This window comes from Streptomyces sp. NBC_00322 (genome assembly GCF_036147535.1).
Lineage (GTDB): Bacteria > Actinomycetota > Actinomycetes > Streptomycetales > Streptomycetaceae > Streptomyces.
Genome location: NZ_CP108019.1, coordinates 7,656,444 through 7,672,040, shown reverse-complemented (window position 1 = coordinate 7,672,040; position 15,597 = coordinate 7,656,444). Strand labels below are relative to the sequence as shown.

General features: G+C 66.8%; 12 protein-coding genes. 2 read left to right on the top strand and 10 right to left on the bottom strand.

Features of this window, described 5'->3' with window-relative positions; translation table 11 throughout:
* Positions 1–25: 25 nt before the first annotated feature.
* The 4 genes from OG905_RS35105 to OG905_RS35090 form a co-directional block, all read right to left on the bottom strand.
* A complete protein-coding gene (locus OG905_RS35105) occupies positions 26–1,297 on the bottom strand; it encodes an ABC transporter substrate-binding protein (RefSeq protein WP_328680729.1) in 1,272 nt (423 codons plus the stop codon).
* On the bottom strand, positions 1,297–3,525 hold the full coding sequence (locus OG905_RS35100) for a sensor histidine kinase (protein WP_328680727.1): 2,229 nt from the start codon (positions 3,523–3,525) through the stop codon (positions 1,297–1,299). Before OG905_RS35100 ends, OG905_RS35105 begins: the two co-directional genes overlap by 1 nt.
* A gap of 257 nt (positions 3,526–3,782) precedes the next feature.
* Positions 3,783–5,099: an MFS transporter gene (locus OG905_RS35095; RefSeq protein WP_443044026.1), complete on the bottom strand. Its 1,317-nt coding sequence runs from the start codon at positions 5,097–5,099 to the stop codon at positions 3,783–3,785.
* 140 nt (positions 5,100–5,239) lie between these two features.
* A complete protein-coding gene (locus OG905_RS35090; protein WP_328680723.1) occupies positions 5,240–5,689 on the bottom strand; it encodes an ATP-binding protein in 450 nt (149 codons plus the stop codon).
* A 514-nt stretch (positions 5,690–6,203) separates the two neighbouring features.
* On the opposite strand from OG905_RS35090, the gene OG905_RS35085 reads away from it, so the two are divergent.
* Positions 6,204–7,784 (top strand): acyl-CoA carboxylase subunit beta, encoded by a 1,581-nt coding sequence (locus OG905_RS35085; protein WP_328680722.1) that lies wholly within the window; start codon positions 6,204–6,206, stop codon positions 7,782–7,784.
* Between the two features lie 29 nt (positions 7,785–7,813).
* On the top strand, positions 7,814–8,086 hold the full coding sequence (locus tag OG905_RS35080) for an acyl-CoA carboxylase subunit epsilon (RefSeq protein WP_328682765.1): 273 nt from the start codon (positions 7,814–7,816) through the stop codon (positions 8,084–8,086).
* Positions 8,087–8,089: 3 nt separating this feature from the next.
* Here the strand turns inward: OG905_RS35080 and OG905_RS35075 are convergent, their stop codons facing one another.
* The 6 genes from OG905_RS35075 to OG905_RS35050 all read right to left on the bottom strand — a co-directional run bounded on the left by OG905_RS35075 (position 8,090) and on the right by OG905_RS35050 (position 15,583).
* The gene (locus tag OG905_RS35075) at positions 8,090–9,328 is read right to left on the bottom strand and encodes a cytochrome P450 (RefSeq protein WP_328680720.1); all 1,239 of its coding nucleotides are present in this window, start codon (positions 9,326–9,328) and stop codon (positions 8,090–8,092) included.
* A gap of 131 nt (positions 9,329–9,459) precedes the next feature.
* Positions 9,460–10,734 (bottom strand): MFS transporter, encoded by a 1,275-nt coding sequence (locus OG905_RS35070; protein WP_328680719.1) that lies wholly within the window; start codon positions 10,732–10,734, stop codon positions 9,460–9,462.
* Positions 10,735–10,952: 218 nt separating this feature from the next.
* The gene (locus OG905_RS35065) at positions 10,953–11,876 is read right to left on the bottom strand and encodes a carbohydrate ABC transporter permease (RefSeq protein WP_328680717.1); all 924 of its coding nucleotides are present in this window, start codon (positions 11,874–11,876) and stop codon (positions 10,953–10,955) included.
* Positions 11,873–12,781, bottom strand: a complete 909-nt coding sequence (locus OG905_RS35060) for a carbohydrate ABC transporter permease (protein ID WP_328680716.1) — start codon at positions 12,779–12,781, stop codon at positions 11,873–11,875. The genes OG905_RS35065 and OG905_RS35060 overlap by 4 nt, the downstream gene beginning before the upstream one ends.
* Positions 12,782–12,911: 130 nt before the next feature.
* The gene (locus tag OG905_RS35055) at positions 12,912–14,207 is read right to left on the bottom strand and encodes an ABC transporter substrate-binding protein (RefSeq protein ID WP_328682763.1); all 1,296 of its coding nucleotides are present in this window, start codon (positions 14,205–14,207) and stop codon (positions 12,912–12,914) included.
* 410 nt (positions 14,208–14,617) lie between these two features.
* Positions 14,618–15,583, bottom strand: a complete 966-nt coding sequence (locus tag OG905_RS35050; RefSeq protein WP_328680715.1) for an ROK family protein — start codon at positions 15,581–15,583, stop codon at positions 14,618–14,620.
* Positions 15,584–15,597 lie beyond the last annotated feature (14 nt).

Below are 15,597 nucleotides of genomic sequence, written 5' to 3'. Positions count from 1 at the left end.
GACCAAGGACCCGTGCTCTGTGTCGTCAGCGCCCGTCGGCCATGGGCCATCGCAGGCGTGCACGGGCCACGTCGAAGGGATAGACGAGGCGGTACCGGCCGTTGTGGACCTGCTCCACAATGCCGCGGGCTCCGATGTTCTGGTGGTTGTCATCGAACTTCACGCCATCCCACGGCATGATCGTGTCGCGGCCCGGCACATCGATGTTCACCAGTGCTGAGCGGATATCGGCCGGCGTAGGGGATCCGGCCTCGTTGATCGCCTGTGCGAGCGTCATCACGGCTGTGAACGCACGGGCAGCGTCATCGTTCATGGGAGCGCCGTACATTTTCCTGTAGAGGTCTGCGACGGCCCTGGCCGTGGGGTTGCGCTCGGCCAGGTCGGCAGACCAGGCGAAGCGGCTGCAGACTCCCTCGGCCGCGCTCGGGTCCCTGCGGATGAAAGCGGGATCCGCATGCCCCCCTCCGAAGGCTATGAGCGCGGCAGGCTGGTACATGAGGCGGTCGAAGGCGTCCCTCAGCGCCAGCGCCTGGGATGTGTACAGGAAGGTCAGTACGACGTCGGGGTTCGACGCTGTCACCGCGTGCGCGTGGGAGGACAGATCGCTGGACTGGGCGCCGACTTTGATGTCGGCCACGACGTGGCCGTCGATGTGGGAGACAAGACGCTCGATCATGGCGGATCCGTCGTTGCCGTATTGATCGTCGGTGTGGAGGACTGCGATGCGCTTGACTGACGTTCCCTTGCTCTGGCGTTCTTTCAGCAAGGAGAACACCACGCGGCCGTAGCTCAGGTCGGAGGGGCCGGTGCGGAAGAACCAGTCAAGTCCGCGCTCGGTCAAGGACGATGCGGAGGAACCTCCGTTCACGAACGGGATCCTCAGATCCTCGGAGCGTGCGCTGGCAGCCTCGGTGACGGCGGACTCGTATCCCCCGGCCACGGCGACCACGTGCTGGGTACTGACCAGGTGCGCCACCTCGGTGGCCCCGCGCGAAACGGAGCCACTGGTGTCGGCGGCTATGAGCCTGATCTTCGCGTTGTCCAAGCGAGGCAGACCCGACCCCCGCCCCAGCGGCAGCGCCATCGAGGGGTATTGGCCGTTGACAATCTGCACGGCCAGTTCGGCGCCTCGCTTGGTGTCGGTGCCCACTGAGGCGCCCGGACCCGACAGCGGCGCGAGGAAGCCGATACTCACGGGAGCGCGGGACTGCCGAACAGCCGGCTCACCTGTGCAGGCGGAAGCGAGGAACAGGGCGGCGCAGAGAAGCACGGCGGTACGGGTGGCTGGTCTTGGCATCACGTTTGTCCTTCTGCGGTCGGCAGATCGCCCTGGGTGTCGCTGAGGGTGTGAGGGACCGGGGGCGAGCCGGGCGATGGTCTGTCGCTGATGTGCAGGCCATCGGTGTAGCGGCGGTGCGCCAGCCATTCCTGTGGCGAGCCGAAGACGGGTTCGGCGTTGGTGGTCGGATATGAGCCGACGGCAGGAGCAGGACGGTCCTCCGGTGGCGATGCGGGCACAGGAGCCGAAGACGCCGTCCAGGCCGGGGCAGGGTGGGTGGAGAGCTCGTCGGCCGACGTGGAGTCAGCCCACTCCTGCGCCACAGGGCCGTAGTCGTGGAGGCCGGCCAGCAGGTTCCGGGGGATTCGTACCAGGGCCGTGCTCCCCCGGTGGGGGGTCGAAACAAGATGTACGTCGATGCCGTGTCTGGCTGCGAGGCGGCCCACAACAAACAGCCCCATGCTCTGCCCCGCTTCGGGGTCGAGCGACAACGCCGAGGCCAGGCGCTGGTTCACCGTGGCCAGTTTCTCGGCTGTCATTCCAGTGCCCGCGTCCTCAATGGCGATCATGAGGTCACTGGGACGATCGGAAGCCGTCCGGCAGGTCACGGTGACGCGGGAGCGGGCGCTGGAAAAGACCGTCGCATTTTCCATCAGCTCGGCCAACAGGTGCACCAGGTCGGTAACGGCGTCTGCTGAAATGTCGGCTCCTTGCGACGGACGGCAATCGATACGGGTGTACTGCTCCACCTCAGCGCTGGCAGCCAGCAGAATCTCCGACACCGGCATCGGCTGCTCCCATCCGCGGCCCGTGTCGGAGCCGGCCAGCACCAGAAGGCTTTCGTCCGTGCGGAGCATCTGTGTGGCCAGGTGATCCAGCCGGAAGAGGCGAGCCAGGTGGTTGGGGTTGTCCTCGTGCTGCTCCAAGTCGCTGATCTCGGAGAGGAGTTTGCTGACCAGATGTTGATTGCGGCGGGAGAGGTGGATGAACATGCCGTTGATGTGTCTGCGGAGTGCGGCCTGGTCCCTCACGAGAGCGACGGCGGCACTCTGCACGGCGTCGAATGCTTGGGCAACATCCCCGATCTCGTCGTTGGCCGCGACTGCGGTCGGCGTGGCCCGGTAGTCGCGCAGGTCATCGATGTGGGCCTGCCGAAGCCGTGTGAGTGCCTGCGGCAGGTGCTCGTTTGCGACCTTCAGGGCCGAGATGCGCAGGATCTTCAGGGGCAGGGTCATGGACCGTACGACGACGGTGACGACTGAGCCTGTTACCAGGAATACGGCGAGCAGCCCGGCCGCTCCCCATAGCGCTGCGCTCTGGCGGGAGCTGTGCGCCTGGCCGCTGCGGGCGATGAGATCGTCCAGGATTCGTGATTCCACCTCGCGCATAAGCGCGATCTTGCGGCTGGAAACCTTGTTCCATGTCGCCGGGTCCACTTCGAGGCGCGGGGCCTGTGCCTGCTCGCCGGAGCGTTCCTGGATGGCCTGGGTGGTGCTGACGGATGCGCCCTTGACGGTGTTGGCGTACAGGCTCTGCTGTGCCTCGTTGGCTGAGGCCATGAAATCGTTCACAGACTCCTGCTGGCGTGCGACCGCGCCGGTGAATTCCGGGAACTGACCCACGAGGAAGGTGCCGGTGGTCAAGACGCAGTTGAGGTCTGCTCGCACCCGGCTGGTGTTTTCCACCGCGTATGACAGGGAGTTGAGAGCCCGCACCTGGCCAGCGGTCCTGCTGCCGCCATTGTGCGCGGCCAGGACCGGCCCGAGACGCATGAGTTTGCTGATGGCGGCTGTGTAGTTGGCGAGGATCGAGCCTTGCGTCAGGTTGGCTTCATCAACTGACCTGCGCAGCGCTGGGAGGCTTGCCAGTTCCTGAGTGACGGCGCTCAGGACCTCCTGCAGCTGTGGATCGTCGGAGGCGTCGATGTCATCGGCTGCCTGACGGTAGAGGGCTGCAGCGGCGTCGACTGCGATGCGCTGCCGACGGGGGTTGCTGTTCGCGGCCTTGCGCCGGCCTGCGATGAAGCCGGCTGTGGTGTCGCGTTCCTCCTGGAGCGCGTGGACCAGTCGCAAGGCCGGTTGCTGGAGGCGGGCGAGGACGGAGAACTGTCTGTAGTCCTCGGCGTCGCCGACGGTGCGGGAAAGGCCGGCAACCGCCAGAACGCCGGCCAGGAGCCCGGGGATCAGCACGACCGCGGTCAGTTTATTGCGTACGCGCCAGTTCTTCGGCTTGATGAGGTGGCCCACGGCTTTGAGGTCAGTCGCGTACCGGTGCCGGGGTTTTGCTCTCGGGGGTCGGCTGACCTTCTCGCGCAAAGGATGCCTCTCATGGTGTGGTGCCGACCCGTCTGTCAGACGGCGCGGGGGGATTACGGGTCGTCGCTCGTGCGGCATGTCTGCGCGAACTCCGGCTCACATCCAGCGGGCAGCAACGGCAGTGGTGGGGTGGCCGGCGGCTTCGTCGCCGACCACCGTCGCCAATGGTCAGTGGGTGTGGGACAGGTTCAGGTGAGTTCGGACCCGCGGGTCTCCGGGAGGCCGAGAAGAGCGACGAGTGCGAGCCCGTAGCCGACGGCACCGTAGATCAGCGCACCGCCGACACCCGCCGATGAGAAGCCGACAGCCGTCGGGAAGATGGCTCCGAGCGCGCGTCCCACGTTGTAGGTGAAGCTCTGGCCGGTGCCGCGGACCGTGCTGGGGTAGAGCTCGGCCAGGTAGGAGCCGAAGCCGGAGAAGATGGCGGAGGCGCTGAAGCCGAGGGGGAATCCGAGGATCAGCAGAAGGGAGTTGGAGCCCTGTGGGATGTTGACGTACGAGATCAGAAGGCCGGCGCTCAGGAGCGCGAAGATGACGAAGGTGACTCTGCGGCCCAGGCGGTCGACGAGCTGACCGGCCGTGACGTAGCCGCAGAAGGCTCCGGTGATGAGTACGAACAGATAGCCACCGGTGCCGACGACCGTCAGGCCGCGCTCGGTCTTGAGGTAGGTCGGCAGCCACGTGGCGAAGGTGTAGTACCCGCCCATCACGCCGGTGGACAGCAGGGTCGCACAGATGGTCCGGCGAGCCATGCCGCCCTTGAAGATGGAGGACAGCGGCGGGCGGGCTTCCTTCCTGGCCAGCCGCTCGGTCACCTCGGGGGCGTCCTCGACGTTGCGCCGCACGTACACCAGCAGCAGCGCCGGCAGGGCTCCTGTCCAGAACAGCACACGCCAGGCCAGGTCCGGATCGACGTTGTTCGTGAGGGTCGTGCCGACGATGACGGCCAGGGCCCAGCCGACCGCCCACGCACTCTGGACCCAGGCCAGGACCCGGCCGCGGTAGCGCGGCCTGGCGTACTCGGCGACCAGGATGGCGCCGGCCGCCCACTCACCACCAAACCCGATTCCCTGCAGTGTCCGGAACCCCAGCAGCATCGGGTAGCTCGTGGCGAAGCCACACAGCACGGTGAACACGGCGTAGGTGCCCACCGTGACCATGAGGGTCTTGACCCTGCCGATTCTGTCGATCAGGAGACCGGCGACGATTCCGCCGACTGCCGAGGACAGCAGTGTGACCGTGGTCAGTAGCCCGGTCTGCGCCGTGGTCAGGCCGAAGTAGGCCGTGATGGCGACCATGGCCATCGGGAGCACGAGGAAGTCGTAGGAGTCGAGGGCGTATCCGCCGAATGCGCCCTTGAAGGCCCTGCGGCCCTGCGGGGACATCGACCGGAACCAGGCGAATGGGCCGGTCACCTCGCTCTCGACTGTGGTCGGGGGGCTGGTGGGGATGGATGTCACGGTGACCTCACGGAGATGGAGAGGGACGGGAGTCAAGGCCCTCATCAAGGTGGGCTGTCATCCGTACTGCCGCCTTCACGAGATTCGGACGACGCGCATGCCCTGCGGCTTGACGTGGGTACAAGCTAGGGATCGTTGAACGATCCTTCAAGAGGGGACGAAGCTTTTTCTACAACTCGGTTTCATCACGACGAGCCACGGTCGGACCGTGGAGCCGGCAGGACTGCGGAGTCGACAAGGGCGCCATCAATCGGCAGCGCGGCCCACACCGCATGGCCGTGCGGCAGTTTCCAGGTGCCCCAGTCCGAGGACAGGGCCTCGACCAGGTACAACCCCCGCCCACTGCATGGGATGTCGTCATCGGACCCCGGGGGAGAAAGAACACCGCTCCACCCCCGGCCGTAGTCGCCGACCTCGAGGCGGATCACGTCCCCGGTCGCCATGCGGATGCGCCGCACCGTGTGCCAGATGGGATCACGATCCGAGCCGTGGCAGATCGCATTGGTGACGAGTTCCGAAACGATCAGCTCTGCGTCCTCGACCAGATGCCGCAGATCCCACGCCTGGAGCAGGTCACCGACTTGCCGACGGGCGGATTGAGCAGATGCAGCCACCGCGGGCAGGACCCAGGTCACGGAGACCCGTTGCCCGGTCTCGGTATCCGAGTGGGCCGACTGCACCTGAGTGGAGGTGAAAGGAGGCATTGCGTCCTCACTTGGGGATGCGCGGCCATGTTGCCGGAACTACGCCGCGCGGCGGTCCGCCTGCGAGAGGGCTCCAAGCGGCTGGACGATGACTGACGCTGTGGCATTGGCCGGAACGCGACATCGGGAGGGAAGCCGATCCAGATCCCGCGGCCGCGGACCTCCGCCTTACTCGTGCGTAGGATTGTTCTACAATCCCCTTTCTGGATTACTGGATTATCAGTCAATCTCGCCCATGTCAACCCCTGCCCAACCCGCGCATCCAGAGCGAGACCGGGCCGATGCGCGCTGGCGGCGTTCGCATGGCGAGACCAAATGCCCCATTGAAGAATCGTTCAACAATCCATAAGGTGACATCGCGGTCGTCTTGGTCTCGTTGAACGGCCGCCCGCGGCGCGAGGACCTGCCCCCTCGCGCCGCGGACGTCCCCTGAACTCTCCAAGGCATGCCTTGGCCCTCAAGCCCTGCCCGAGACCCTTCCTTCATCACGACTCGCAACGACACGGAGACCCACGCGATGGCCCCATCGGAGAGCAACATCCGCACCGCTCGAGAGGTGACCGCCCGCGCGCGCGTCGAGCAACTGCTCGACCAGGACTCCCTTGTGGAACTGGACGCGGCCGCCGGGCACCGCCCGAGCCATGCAGACCTCGAGGGAGAACGACCGTACGGAGACGGCGTGATCACCGGCTACGGCACCGTCGACGGCCGCCCGGTGGCTGTCTTCGCCCAGGAGCCCACCGTTTTCGGCGGGGCGATGGGTGAGGCAGTCTGCGGGAAGATCACGAAGGTAATGGACTTCGCGCTGAAGACCGGCTGTCCGGTCATCGGCATCAGCGACTCCCGACGGGCCGGCATCCAGGCCGGGGGCAACGCCCTGGGCACGAGCGGCGAGATGTTCCGCCGCCACGTACATGCTTCCGGAGTCGTCCCCCAGATCTCGCTCATTCTGGGATCGTGCGCCGGCCGTGCGGTCTTCTCCCCCGCTCTGACCGACTTCACCGTGATGACCGAACGCACTTCGCACATGCTCACCACCGGGCCCGAACTGATCAGGACCGTGACCGGCGAAGAGATCGACATCGAGGAATTGGGCGGAGCCCGCACGCACAGCACCGTCTCCGGTGTCGCCCACTGCATGGCGGGTGATGAAAAGGAGGCCATGGAATACGTCAGGGCACTGCTGTCCCACCTGCCCTCGAACAATCTCCAGGAACCTCCGGCCTACCCCGACCAGGCCGACCTGGAGACCTGCGCCGAAGACCTGGAGCTGGACACGGTGATACCAGATTCCGCCAACCAGCCCTACGACATGCACCACGTCATCGAGCACGTCATCGACGACTACGAATTCCTTGAGACCCAGCCTCTGTTCGCGCCGAACATCATCACCGGCTTCGGCCGCATCGAGGGACACCCGGTGGGCATCGTCGCCAACCAGCCGATGCATTTGGGCGGCTGCCTGGACATCGACGCCTGCGAGAAGGCCGCCCGCTTCGTTCGGACCTGCGACGCCTTCAACGTCCCGGTGGTGACCTTCGTGGATGTGCCCGGCTTCGTGTCGGCCACTGACCAGGAACACCAAGGCGTCATCCGCCGCGGCGCCAAGCTGATCTACGCCTACGCCGAGGCCACGGTCCCGCTCATCACCGTCATTACCCGGAAGGCTTTTGCCGACGCCTACGACGTCATGGGCTCCAAGCACCTCGGCGCCGACCTCAACCTGGCCTGGCCCACTGCGCAGATCGCGGTGATGGGCCCCCAGAGCGCCATCGGCATCCTCGTCGGCGTATCGCAGACGGGGGCTGAAGCCCCGGACCCAGTCCACTGGGAGGGGAAGCGCGCTGAGCTGATGAGCGAGTACAAGGACGCTCTCCTCAATCCCTTCATCGCTGCCGAGCTGGGTCACATCGACGCGGTGATCAAACCCTCTCAGACGCGGCAGCACATCATCCGCGGCCTGCGGGCGCTGCGCACCAAGCGGGAGACGCTGCCCCCCAAGAAGCACGGCAACATACCGCTCTAGACGGAGGGACACGTACCGACGTGGCCGACATGGCCTTCCCCATCCAGGAGCACACGATCCCTCTCATCAAGGTGCTGTACGGGCAGCCCACTCCCGAGGAACTGGCCGCCGTGATCAGCGTCGTCCACGCCCGTGCCACCACCACCGCAGCAGCAGCGCCCCGCAGGCCCCCGCTCTCCGCGTGGACCGACCGTGCCACGGCCATCGCCCTCCGCCGTCTGCCTGTCCCCCGACCGGCGCGGCCGGTACAGCCGGTGGCGGCTCCTGCGGAACCGGCAGGCGGTTCTCGCTGCCGGGGTTGAAGATCAGTACACCTGGCCGAGGACGATGGGCAAGGACAGCGGCGCCCGGAAGGACAACAGGCCCAGCATCGGCGAGCGAGCGCTGTCCTTGACTGTGACGGCCTCTGGCAGAGAGCGGGCCGCCGCGCGAAGTGCGATCGCGGCTTCGGTCCGGGCCAGGGAAGCGCCGGGGCAGCGGTGGCGCCCGGCGCCGAAAGCCAGGTGATGGCGGACGTTGTTCCGGTGAGGGTCCAGCAGCTGCGGCTGCTGGAACACGTCTGGATCGGCCCCCGTGCTCATCAGCATCAGCAGCAGCTGGGAGCCCGGAGCGAGTTGTACTCCGCCGAGTTCCACCTCATATGCCGTTGTCCGGCGCCAGCTCGTCACCGGCGACTCGCTCCGCAGGATCTCTTCCACCCAGGCTTGTGCGAACCCCGGCTCCGCGCCGGCCCTGGTCCATCGCTCCGGCTCTTCCAGTGCCCGACGCAGCACGGTGGCGATCAGCTGTCCGGTCGTGGACTGACCGGCGATGAGGACGAAGAAGCACACGGCTATCGCTGTCGCACTGTCCAACTGCGTGCCGTCTGGCAGCAGGTACTGCGACAGGGCGCCCACGAGGCTGTCCTTGTCCACCGAGCCGCCGGACACCTCCTCGGACAGCCACCGGTGGAACGTCGCGACCGATTCGGCCAGTTCCACCTGGCGTTCTACCGTTGCCCGGCCCCAGAACAACTCCAGCGCGTCGTCGCTCCAGCGCACCAGCGTCAGCGGATCCTCTCCGTGCACGCCCAGCAGCCGCATCAGAACGCAGCAGGGGAGGATACGCGCGAAATCGGACACCAAGTCGCCGGGTAGCCCGGCTTCCAGCCTTCCGCGCAGTCCTGTCAGCAACTCCAACGCGACGCCGTCAACAACAGGTACCGCCGCAGCCACACGCTCGGCGTTGAAGAATCGGGTGACAAGCCGACGCAGGCCACCATGGCTCACCCCGCCGTTGTTGGCCAGGGCCGGAGGCAGCGAGAAGCCGGACCGCGCGAGCACACGCAGCGCGGCCACCGACAGCGGCGTGACCGCATTCTGAGCGTTGTCAGGACGGAATGCGACGCTGTCGAGCAGCACGCGACGCACATCCTGGTAGCGGCTCACCACCCACAGGCCCGTCGCCGGATCGAAGCACACGGGTGCTTCCTGTCGCAGCCGAGCGAGCAGGGGATGGGGGTCCTGTACGAACGCTTCGTCGAAGAGATCCAATTCGGCGATCACCAGGGTCCCGCTCCCAACGTACTGAAGGCCGACGGCTGTGACGCTGCCACACCCGCGCGACCAGCGCAGTAAGCCACGACACTGTCGCTCATGCCAGAGACGTGGGCATGATCACTAACCTTTTCGTTGCATCAGGTGAATTCGGTGCCGCGGGTCTCGGGCAGGCCGAGGAGGGCGACGAGGGCGACGGCGTATCCCACGACGCCGTAGACGAGGGCGCCGCCGACGCCCGCGCTGCCTGCTGTGAAGCCCACCGCGGTGGGGAAGAAGGCTCCGATACCGCGGCCGACGTTGTAAGTGAAGCTCTGACCGGTGCCGCGGACCGCGTTCGGGTAGAGCTCCGCCAGGAAGGAGCCGAAGCCGGAGAAAATGGCGGAGGCGCAGAAGCCCAGGGGGAAGCCGAGGACCAACAGGAGGCTGTTGGCGCCCTCGGGGATGTTGATGTAGGCCAACAGCAGGCCCCCGCTCAGGACCGCGAACAGAGCGAACGACTTCTTTCGTCCCAGGAAGTCGATGACGTAGCCGGCGGTCACGTAACCGCAGAAGGCGCCGGTAATGAGCACGAACAGGTAGCCGCCGGTACCGACAACGGTCAGACCGCGCTCGGTCTTGAGGTAGGTGGGCAGCCACGCCGCAATGGTGTAGTAGCCGCCCTGGGCTCCGGTCGCCAGCAGGGTCGCGAAGAACGTCCTGCGCGCCAGGGTGCCCTTGAAGACCGATGACAGCGGGACGCGCGCGTCCTTCTTCGTGAGCCGCTCAGTCACCTCGGGGGCGTCCTGGACCTTGCGGCGCACGTAGAACAGCAGCACCGCCGGCAGCGCACCGGTCCAGAACATCACCCGCCAGGCGATATCGGCGGCAAGATGGTCCATCACCACCGTGCTCACGATGACCGCCAGTCCCCAGCCCACGGCCCGGGAACTCTGGATGAAGGCCAGCGTCCGGCCCCGGTAGCGGCTCCTGGCGTACTCGGCAACCAGGACAGCGCCTGCCGCCCACTCACCACCGAACCCAAGGCCCTGAAGAGCCCGGCTCGCCAGCAGCATCGGATAGCTCACGGCAAAGCCGCACAGCACAGTGAACACGGCGTAGGTACCCACGGTGATCATGAGGGTCCTGACCCGGCCGACCCGGTCGATCAGCCCCCCGGCAAGGATCCCGCCGACCGCGGACATCACCAGTGTCACGGTGGTCAGAAGCCCTGCCTCCGCCTTGGTGAGGTGGAAATAGGCCGTGATCGCGACCAAGCTCAGCGGCAGCACCTGGAAATCGTAGGAATCAAGAGCGAATCCGCCGAATGCCCCCTTGAAAGCCCGGCGCCCCTGCGGGGTGAACGACCGATACCAGGCAAACGGGCCAGTAACCTCCTCGCCGACTGTGTGAGGGCCGGTTGGTGTAGACGCCACGGTGCACCTCACAACGAAGAGCGGGAGGAGGTGTCAGCTCCGAGCCGCCGGCGCGGACCCAGCGGTGCATCCCGGGCTTCCACCCTCCACGAGAACCTCCGTAGATCGCATCTCCTCCGCCGCCCGGAGCCGGCCACCCTCGGGCCGTCGATCTACAGGAATTCCGTCCAGGGTGCGGTGTGGCCCCGTCGCCGCAGGGACGGGGCCACCGCACATTGTCAGCCCTTGGTGGAGCCGAGCGTGAGCCCGGCGATGAAGTGCCGCTGCAGCAGCAGGAAGACCAGCAGCGTCGGCAGCGCGACGATCACCGAGCCCGCGGCGAGCAGGTTGTAGTCGGTGAAGAACTGGCCGCGGAGATTGTTGAGCGCCGAGGTGATGGGGAGCTTGTCGCCGTCGGAGATGAAGACGAGCGCCCACAGGAAGTCGTTGTACATCCAGGTGAACTGGAGTGTGCCGAGCGCAGCGAGGGCGGGTCGGCACAGCGGCAGCGTGATGCGCCAGTACTGCGTCCACACGCTCGCGCCGTCCACGATCGCCGCCTCCAGGATCTCCTGCGGCAGCGTGCGCATGAAGTTGGCGAGCACGAAGACGCAGAAGCCGATCTGGAACCCGACCTGGACCGAGATGACGGCCCAGTACGAGTCGAACATCGTCATCGAGTCGGACATCCAGTACGGCAGCGGGATGCGGTTGAACACGACGTACAGCGGAGTGACGATCACCTGCTGGGGCAGCAGATTGCCCGCGGTGAACAGCATCAGAAGCAGGATCGAGCCGCGCATCTTCAGCCGCGCCACGGCGAAGGCGACGAACGAGGCGAAGAATAGCGCGAGAAGGACTCCCGGCACGGCGATGATGAGGGTGTTGACGAAGTACTTCGTCATCCCCGAGTCGCTGAAGGCCTGCTGGTAGTAGTCGAAGGAGAGCTTCTTCGGCAGCGAGAAGTACCCGTTCTCGGAGGTCTCGTCGTACGGCCTGAGCGAGGCGTAGACCGCGAGCAGCAGCGGCGCGAGGAAGGCCAGCGAGACGGTCATCAAGAAGGCGTGCAGGCCCAGCCGTCCGGGGCGCAGGAGGCGCTTTCGGGGCTGCGCGGGCGGGGTGGGCCGGGCGGCAGCGGGCGCTTGGGCGGTGTCGAGCGTCATCGGTTCTTCTCCCCACGGATCTCCTGGACCAGGTACGTCACGACGAATCCCATGGAGACGAGCAGCAGGACGACGGCGATGGCGGAGCCGAATCCGATCCGGCTGGCCTCGCCGATGATGTTGTCGGTGACAAGGACGGAGAGCAGCTCCAGGCCGTTTCTGCCCTTGTTGACCGCGTAGACGATGTCGAAGGCGCGCAGCGCTTCGATGACGGTGATGACGCCGACGATGACATTGACGGGCCGCAGGGTCGGGAAGACGACGCGGAAGAAGGTCTGTGCCTCACTGGCGCCGTCGATGGCGGCGGCTTCCTTCAGCGAGGGGTCGACGGCCTTGAGCCCGGCCAGGTAGAGGATCATCACATAGCCGGTGTGCCGCCAGGCCGCGGCCAGCAGGATCATCCAGAGGTTGATGTCGGGATCGCCGAGCCAGTCGGTGGGATTCTCGGTGTCCCCGAGGATCGCGTTGAGCGCGCCCTGGTCGCGGGAGAAGACCAGTTGGGCGATGAAGCCGACGACGGCGAGCGAGAGCACCACCGGCATGTACAGCGTGGACTGGTAGAAGCGGCTGAACCGCACGCCCCTGTCGATCAGGACGGCCAGCAGCAGCCCGAAGGGGGTGGCGACCAGTCCGAGGAAGGCCAGCCAGAGCAGATTGTGGCGGGCCGCCGGCCAGAACTGCGGATAGTCGGTGAAGAGGGTCTCGTAGTTCTTCGTGCCGACCCAGGAGATGTCTCCTATGCCGTCCCAGCTGGTGAAGGAGAGGACGACGGAGGCGAGGGTCGGTCCCCACACGATGGCCAGGTCGAGCAGGATCGGTATGCCCAGCAGCACGCCGAGGACGGCGAGGTCGCGGCGGGTGAAGCGCCGCGGACCCCGCCGTGCGGCGCGCCTTGTGATGCTCACGCTCGATCGCCCCCCGGAGTCCTTCAGGGTGCCCCCGGCGGCCTGGGGTTCCGGGCCGGGGACATGTTCCCCGGAAGATTGCAGCAGCGGCACGGCTGGTGGCTCCAAGTCGGTTGCGGCCGGTGTCGGTTCAGCCTTCGGCGGCGAAGATGGTCTTCTTCTGCCTCTCGATGCTGTTGACCAACCCATCCACGTCCTTCGGCTTGTTGATGAAGGTCTGGATGGCCGGAATCATCACCGTCGACGAGAAGTCGGGCCTCGTGTCGCGGTCCAGGAACTGCGAGATCTGCTTGGCGCCCGAGACGAGTTCGACCGCCTTCTTCTGCAGCGGGGAGTACTTCGAGGTGTCGGCCTGGTCGCTCACGGCGATGTTGTTGGGGTCACTGGCGAGGTAGATGTCCTCCGCCTTGCCGGTGGCCAGCCACTTGAGCAGGTCCTTGGCGCTCTCCATGCTCTTGCTGTTCTTGAGCTCCTTGGACTTCTTCGCCAGCAGGAAGCCGTCGATGGGCGCCTCGACCGCGTCCTGTCCGTGCTCGGGGTTGATCTCCGGGAAGGGGAAGAAGTCGATGTCGGCCTGCTCGCCCTCGGGGAACTGGGCGCCGGGGTGCGGGAGTCCGAAGACGGCCATGCCCGCTTCCTTCTTCTGCAGGCTGGTCGCGGCCTCCTGCCAGGTGCGGCCGTTGGCTCCGGGCTGGCAGTACGGGAGGATGCTGCGCCAGGTGTCGAAGACGTCCTTGACGCGCTTGTCGGTCCACGCCTCCTTGCCCGCCATCAGGTTCTTGTGGAACTCGTATCCGTTACTGCGCATGTTGATGTAGTCGAAGGTGCCCATCGCGGGCCAGCCGTCCTTGTCGCAGAACGCGATGGGGACGAGCTTGTCCTTCTGCATCTGCTTGGCGAGGGCTATGTACTCGTCGAGGGTCTTGGGGGCCTGGTAGCCGTACTGCTCAAACACGCTCTTCCGGTGGAAGACGGCCCAGGGGTAGTAGTAGTACGGGGTGAGGTACTGCTTGCCGTCCTCGCCCGTCGACTGGGCCTTCAGCGCGGCCGAGAAGCCCTGGTAGCCCGCCCAGTTGTCGCTGATGTCGTGCAGCAGGCCCTTCTTGGCGAAGAACTGCATGCGGTAGCCCGCGAACCACATGAACACCGAGTCCGGTTTGCCCTGCAGATAGCGGTTGATGTTCTCCTGGAAGGTGTTGTGGTCAACGGTGTTGACCTTGACCTTCCGTCCGTCCTTCGACTGCTCCGCATAGGCGGCGAACGCGTCGGCGAACGCCTTCTTCGGTACGGGGTCCGACGAGTTTGACCCCAGCTTGATGGTCTTGCCGTCCCCGCCGGGGCCACTGTCGCAGGCGGCGAGCAGCGAGGGCAGCGCGATCGCACCTGCACCCACCGCGGCACCGCGCAGCAGACTCCGCCGGGACATCCGATGTCCTGCCACGCTCCCGGGCGCGGCAGGACCGTTGAACGATGACTGCGCCATGTCCCCTCCTCCGGGGTGCAACTCAACACAACCCAACGCGAGGATTGGATCTCACTCCCAGAAAGGGGTGTCGTCAAGGGTTTTGGCGAGACATCGAACAACCGTTACGCTTCTCTTCCAACAGACTCCAACACGCCCTACCGTAAACGCTCGCGACTGACACGCACCTGCAGTCGTCCCAAAATGCGCGAGTGCGGAGGAACGTAACGATGCGTCACCTTCCCGCCCGCAGTACCCGCGGCAGAGTCGTCGGAGCGCTGACCGCGGCGCGGCAGTCACCGACGGCGGGGACGGCGTCGATTCCGACCAGGCCGACTGGGCCGACCTCAGGACCGACTGCTGACGAGCCGGTCTCAGGACCGGCTGCTGACGACGGCTGCCGCCTCACCCTGCCTGCTGAGCGAGGCGGCAGCCGCCGCACCCACCAGACCGGCGTCCGTGCCCGTCAGCGCCGGGGCCACCGTGAGGCGCTGGACGAAGGAGAGCGTCGCGTAGTCGCGCAACGAGCGGCGCAGCGGAGCGAACAGCACCTCGCCCGCGCCCGCCACTCCCCCGCCGATCACCGCGATCTCGATCTCTACGAGGGTCGCGGTGGCGGCGATACCGGCGGCGAGCGCCTGAGCGGCGCGCTCGAAGGAGGCGATGGCGACCTGGTCTCCCGCGCGGGCGGCGGCGGCCACCGCGGCGGCCGAGGTGTCGCCGTCGAGGCCGGGCCGCCAGCCGTTCTCCAGTGCCCGGCGTGCGATGTTCGGGCCGCTGGCGAGGCGCTCGACGCAGCCGCGGGCGCCACAGGGGCAGAGGTCGCCGTCGAGATCCACGCTGATGTGGCCGATGTGCCCGGCGTTGCCGGTGGGTCCCGGGTGGAGCTTGCCGCCGAGGACGAGTCCGCCGCCGACGCCGGTCGAGACGACCATGCACAGGGCGTTGTCATAGCCGCGGGCCGCGCCCTGCCAGTGCTCGGCCGCCGTCATCGCGACACCGTCCCCGACCAGCTCCACGGGAAGCCCGCCCGCGGCCTCGCGCACCCGCGCGACCAGGGGGAACCCGCGCCAGCCGGGGACATTGACCGGGCTGACCGTGCCTGCGGATGCGTCCACGGGTCCGGCGCTGCCGATGCCGACGGCGCAGGCGCGCACCCAGAGCGGGGATGCGGCGAGCTCGCCGAGGACCGCCTCGACGGCGCGCATCACCGTCTCGCCGTCCTCCTTGGCCGGCGTCGGGCGCTGTGCCCGCACCAGGATCGTGCCGCTGCCGTCCACCAACGCGCCGGCGATCTTGGTGCCGCCGATGTCGAGCGCGGCGACGAGGTCGGTATGCATCGGTGTGGGATCCC